5 protein-coding genes and 1 pseudogene are annotated in these 5,290 nt (G+C 62.8%); 2 read left to right on the top strand and 4 right to left on the bottom strand.

The genetic code is table 11. The features are described from left to right. A pseudogene (locus AYR66_RS29670) lies at positions 1-270 on the top strand (bifunctional protein-serine/threonine kinase/phosphatase); the annotation flags it as partial. 64 nt (positions 271-334) lie between these two features. Here AYR66_RS29670 and AYR66_RS18000 read toward each other — a convergent pair. From AYR66_RS18000 to AYR66_RS17985, 4 genes are all read right to left on the bottom strand, one after another. After that, positions 335-1,150: an ABC transporter ATP-binding protein gene (locus AYR66_RS18000; protein ID WP_088708652.1), complete on the bottom strand. Its 816-nt coding sequence runs from the start codon at positions 1,148-1,150 to the stop codon at positions 335-337. A 10-nt stretch (positions 1,151-1,160) separates the two neighbouring features. Beyond that, positions 1,161-2,054, bottom strand: a complete 894-nt coding sequence (gene ntrB, locus AYR66_RS17995) for a nitrate ABC transporter permease (RefSeq protein WP_088708651.1) — start codon at positions 2,052-2,054, stop codon at positions 1,161-1,163. Positions 2,055-2,063: 9 nt separating this feature from the next. Then, positions 2,064-3,314: a CmpA/NrtA family ABC transporter substrate-binding protein gene (locus tag AYR66_RS17990; protein ID WP_170942196.1), complete on the bottom strand. Its 1,251-nt coding sequence runs from the start codon at positions 3,312-3,314 to the stop codon at positions 2,064-2,066. Between the two features lie 262 nt (positions 3,315-3,576). Continuing rightward, entirely contained in the window at positions 3,577-4,200 is a 624-nt protein-coding gene (locus tag AYR66_RS17985) for an ANTAR domain-containing response regulator (RefSeq protein WP_088708650.1), read from the bottom strand. A 74-nt stretch (positions 4,201-4,274) separates the two neighbouring features. On the opposite strand from AYR66_RS17985, the gene tsaD reads away from it, so the two are divergent. Then, a partial coding sequence (tsaD, locus tag AYR66_RS17980; protein ID WP_234814932.1) for a tRNA (adenosine(37)-N6)-threonylcarbamoyltransferase complex transferase subunit TsaD occupies positions 4,275-5,290 on the top strand: 1,016 nt, incomplete at its 3' end.

Raw genomic sequence — 5,290 nt, 5'->3', positions numbered from 1 at the left:
GTCGAGCCGGCGCTGCCGAGCCGCTACCGGCCGGAGATTCCGCTGTGGCTGGAGAATATACTGCTGCGGGCGGTCGCGCGCGATCCGGCGGACCGCTTCGAGACCGCGGAGGAATTCCTGCTCGCGCTGGAACGCGGTGCCAGCAACCCGTTGCCCCCGCGTGTGCCGACGCCGCTGGCCAAGCGCGATCCGGTGGCGCTGTGGCGGGCTGCTGCAGCGATCTCGATCGTGATCAATATCCTGCTGCTGTATCTCGTCGTCGTGCGGTAGGCGAACACCGCCAGAAACAGCAACGGGGGCCGAAGCCCCCGTCACATCCCCCTCGTAAAACCCTTCAGGCCGCTTCCTTCATCGCCGCCGGATGCGCCTGGCGGTGATACAGGAATTCCAGCACCGCGCTGCGGTACTCGATGTACAGCGGATCATGCGCGAGTGCCACGCGGTCACGCGGACGCTCGAGGCGTACGTGGACGATATCGCCGATGGTCGCAGCCGGACCGTTGGTCATCATCACGATGCGGTCGGACAGCAGCACGGCCTCGTCCACGTCGTGCGTCACCATGACCACGGTCGATTCCGTCTTCGCCACGATCTTCAGCAGCTCATCCTGCAGGTGGGCGCGGGTGAGCGCATCGAGCGCGCCGAAGGGCTCGTCCATCAGCAGCACTTTCGGCTCCATCGACAGCGCGCGGGCAATGCCGACGCGCTGCTTCATGCCGCCCGAGATTTCATGCGGACGCTTCTGCTCGGCATGGGTGAGGCCGACGAGCGCGAGTGCGGCCTTCGTGCGCTCCTTGAGCTTGGCCTTGCTCTCGACCGCGCCGAACACGCGCTCCACCGCGAGGTACACGTTTTCGTAGCAGGTCAGCCACGGCAGCAGCGAATGGTTCTGGAACACCACGGCGCGCTCCGGACCGGGGCCGGCGATTTCGCGGTTCGCGCAGAGCAGCGTACCGTCGGTCGCTGTGAGCAGGCCGGCAATCAGGTTCAGCAGCGTCGACTTGCCGCAGCCGGAGTGGCCGATCAGCGTGACGAACTCGCCCTTCTTCACGTTCAGGTTGATGTCGCGCAGCGCGTGGAAGGTGCCCTTGCTGGTGTGGAACACCATCTCGGCCTTCTGGATCTCGATGAATTTGCTTGTGTTATCCATGACAGGCTCCTCAGTTGCGGACTTCTTCGTAGGTGAATGCCTTGGCGATGGCAACCAGCGCTTGTTCCAGCAGCAGGCCGACCACGCCAATCACGACGATGGCGATGATGATGTGCGGCACGTTCAGGTTGTTCCACTCATCCCACACCCAGAAGCCGATGCCCACGCCGCCGGTCAGCATTTCCGCCGCGACGATCACCAGCCATGCAGTGCCGATCGCAAGGCGCACGCCGGTCAGCATGTAGGGCAGCACCGACGGGAACAGGATCTTGGTGACGATCTTCCACTCGGACAGGTTGAGCACCTTGGCCACGTTCATGTAATCCTGCGGCACACGCTGCACGCCGACGGCGGTGTTGATGATCATCGGCCAGATCGAGCAGATGAAGATGGCCCAGATCGCTGCCGGGTTGGCGGCCTTGAACACCAGCAGGCCGATCGGCAGCCAGGCCAGCGGCGACACCGGCTTCAGCAGGCTGATGATCGGGTTGAACATGCCCGACAGGAACTTGAAGCGGCCGATCATGAAACCGAGCGGGATGCCAACCAGCGCGGCCAGGCCGAAGCCCATGCCGACGCGCTTGAGCGAAGACCAGAGGTTCCAGCCGATGCCCTGGTCGTTCGGTCCCTTCTGGTAGAAGGGATCGGAGAACAGCTTGATCGCGTGCTCCAGCGTCACCGCCGGGGTCGGGAAGCCGTTGCTCTTGGCGGCGACGATTTCCCATATGAGAACCAGCAGCGCCATGCCGAGGACGGGCGGCAGGACCTTGAGGAAGAAGGGTTTCAGCGAAATTTTCCTTGCCGGTGCATTTGCAGGGGCCGCCTTTACGGCGGATTTCCTGGGCGGTGCTTCCGATACCGGTTCGGCCGGCTTGTTCAGTACGTTTTCCATGACTGCGCTCATGATGGCCTCTTACACTTTGATCTTGAAGGAACCTGCGTACTGCTTCGGATTCTTGCCGTCCCACACGACGCCGTCGATCATCTTGGAAGAACGCATCGGGTCCTTCGGCACGCTGACCTTGGCCATGTTGGCGGCGTCCTTGTACAGGTCGATCTGGTTGATCTGCCTGGCGACGGCGAGGTAGTCGACGTCTTCCTTCAGCAGGCCCCAGCGGCGGTGCTGCGTCAGGAACCACATGCCGTCCGACAGGTAGGGGAAGTTCACGTAGCCGTCGTTGAAGAACTTCATGTGGTTGGGATCGTCCCAGGTCTTGCCCATGCCGTTCTGGTAGCGGCCGAGGATGCGCTGGTTGATCGCATCGACGCCGGTGTTGACATACGCCTTGTCGGCGACCGTCTCGGCCATCTTCATCTTGTTCTGCAGGCCGGCGTCGATCCACTTGCCTGCCTCGAGCACGGCGGCGGTCATCGCGCGGGCGGTGTTGGGATACTTCTTGACCCACTCGGCGGTCGTGCCGAGGATCTTTTCCGGATGGTCCTTCCAGATGTCCTGCGTGGTGACGCCGGTGATGCCGATGCCATCCATGATCGCGCGGTGGCCCCAGGGCTCACCCACGCAATAGCCGTCCATGTTGCCGACACGCATATTGGCAACCATCTGCGGCGGCGGGACGGTGATGATCTTCGCATCCTTCATCGGGTCGATGCCGTGCGCGGCCAGCCAGTAATACAGCCACATTGCGTGCGTGCCGGTCGGGAAGGTCTGCGCGAAGGTGTACTCACGCTTCTCGGTTTGCATCAGCTTGGCCAGCGATGCGCCGTCGACCGCGCCCTTGTCGGCCAGCTTCTTGGACAGGGTGATGGCCTGTCCGTTGTGATTCAGGGTCATCAGGTTGGCCATCTCCTTCTTCGGACCGGACAGGCCGAGATGCACGCCATAGACGAGGCCGTACAGGACGTGTGCCGCATCCAGCTCGCCGTTGACGAGCTTGTCGCGCACCGCCGCCCAGGACGCCTCCTTGGTCGGCACGATCTTGATGCCGTATTTCTTGTCGATGCCCAGCACGGATGCCATGACGACCGACGCGCAATCGGTCAGCGGAATAAAGCCGACCTTGACTTCTTCCTTCTCGGGCTTGTCGGAGCCTGCGGCCCATGCGCCCTGCGTTGCCAATCCACCGAAGGCGCCCGCAGTCATTGCGGCACCTGCCTTGATCAGGCTGCGACGAGTCAGGTTCGTTTTTGATGCTTTTGTTGTCATGATTTCCTCATGCGTGATTTCGAATCTGGCAAAAAGAAAGGCGTCCGTCACTGCGGGATGAATCCGCGTGATCGGACGCCTTTGTCCAAACCATCCCGGCCTGCATTGGCCGGGACAGCGTTATGTTTCGTGCGCCGCCTTTGGCGCTCTGGCTCTATTTGCAAGCGGTGTGCCAGCGTTTGTCGGCGGCTTTCCTACATATTTGATCCAGATTAAGACTCGATTGCGCACTCATTTCGTGCACTGCATCGAAACAGGGCGCTCAAATGAGCAGATCGGCCACATCGAGCATGCGCTGCGCCACTTCGGACAGTTTCAGGTTCTTGTCCATCGCGAGGCGGCGCAGCTTCTTGTAGGCCTCGTCCTCGGTGCAATGGTGGCGCTCCATGAGCAAGCCCTTGGCGCGCTCGATGACCTTGCGCTCGGCCAGCTTGATCTTGGTTTCGGAGAGTTCGTGGCGCAGCTTCTGGTCGACCTCGAAGCGGGCAATCGCGACGTCGAGCACCGCCTTCACTCGATCGGCCGACAAGCCCGCGACGACATAGGCGGAGACCCCCGCCTCGATCGCCGCGTGCATCTTTTCCTTGTCGTTGTCCTCGGTAAAACAGACGATCGGGCGGCGCTCGTTGGCGGTAGCAGCGACCACCTTCTTCAGCGCAGCGTCGGACTGCTCGTCGACGATGATCACGTCGGGCTGCAGCTGGGAGATCTGCTCTTCAAGGTCGGCGTCCGGCGGCAGCGCCGCGAGGATGTTGTAGCCGCTCTCAAGCAGGCCGATGCGGATGGCCCGCGCCCGCTCCGCCTGCAACTGTGCAGCACGGTCCGCCCCCTCGGGCACGACCAGCGAATTGATGACGACGATCTTGAGTTGTTTGGAATCGTTCATGGTATGAGAACCTCTCTGCGCTAATCCTATAAAATAGGGCTTTGCAAGAAGCTTGCCACACATCCTCCCATCCCATGCTTGTCCTCGGCGTCGAATCCTCCTGTGACGAAACCGGCCTGGCGTTGTACGACACACAACACGGCCTCCTGGCGCACGCCCTGCATTCGCAGGTGGCGATGCACCAGGAATACGGCGGCGTCGTGCCTGAACTCGCCTCGCGCGACCATATCCGGCGCGCCATCCCCTTGCTCGAGCAGGTGCTGGCCAAGGCGGACGTGCCGCGCTCGGCAATCGACGCGATCGCGTATACACAAGGGCCCGGCCTGGCCGGCGCGCTGCTGGTCGGCGCATCGGTCGCCTGCGGCCTCGGCCTGGCGATGGACAGGCCGGTGCTGGGCGTGCACCACCTCGAAGGCCACCTGCTGTCGCCGCTGCTGTCGCGCGATCCGCCCACCTTCCCCTTCGTCGCCCTGCTGATCTCGGGCGGGCACACGCAGCTCATGCGCGTGGACGGCGTCGGCCAGTACACGCTGCTGGGCGAAACTATGGACGATGCGGCGGGTGAAGCTTTTGACAAGTCCGCCAAGCTGCTCGGCCTCGGCTACCCCGGCGGCCCGGCGATTTCGCGCCTGGCGGAATTCGGCGATCCAGGCGCCTACAAGCTGCCGCGCCCGATGCTGCACTCCAAGGACCTCAACTTCAGCTTCTCCGGCCTGAAGACGGCCGTGCTGACCCTGGTGAAGAACCAGTCCACCAATATTTGCGAACAGGACAAGGCAAACATCGCGCGCGCCTTTGTCGATGCGATTGTGGATGTGCTGGTGGCGAAATGCCTGACGGCGCTGAAGGAAACCGGCCTGAAGCGGCTGGTGATCGCCGGTGGCGTCGGCGCCAACCGGCAACTGCGGGAAGCGCTGAATGAAGCGGCACGCAAGCGCCGCTTCCAGGTGTTCTATCCCGAGCTGGAGTTCTGCACCGACAACGGCGCGATGATTGCGTTCGCGGGAGCGATGCGCCTGCAGATCAATCCGCAGGCGGCGAAACGCGATTACGCGTTCACTGTTCGGCCGCGCTGGCCGCTGGATGAACT

It is taken from the genome of Noviherbaspirillum denitrificans, assembly GCF_002211445.1.
GTDB lineage: Bacteria > Pseudomonadota > Gammaproteobacteria > Burkholderiales > Burkholderiaceae_D > Noviherbaspirillum > Noviherbaspirillum denitrificans.
This window is presented reverse-complemented; position numbering and strand designations above follow the sequence as displayed.

Coding starts and splice junctions, on each gene's coding strand:
- ntrB (WP_088708651.1), bottom strand. CDS start 2,054: ATGAGCGCAGTCATGGAAAACGTACTGAACAAGCCGGCCGAACCGGTA.
- AYR66_RS18000 (WP_088708652.1), bottom strand. CDS start 1,150: ATGGATAACACAAGCAAATTCATCGAGATCCAGAAGGCCGAGATGGTG.
- AYR66_RS17990 (WP_170942196.1), bottom strand. CDS start 3,314: ATGACAACAAAAGCATCAAAAACGAACCTGACTCGTCGCAGCCTGATC.
- AYR66_RS17985 (WP_088708650.1), bottom strand. CDS start 4,200: ATGAACGATTCCAAACAACTCAAGATCGTCGTCATCAATTCGCTGGTC.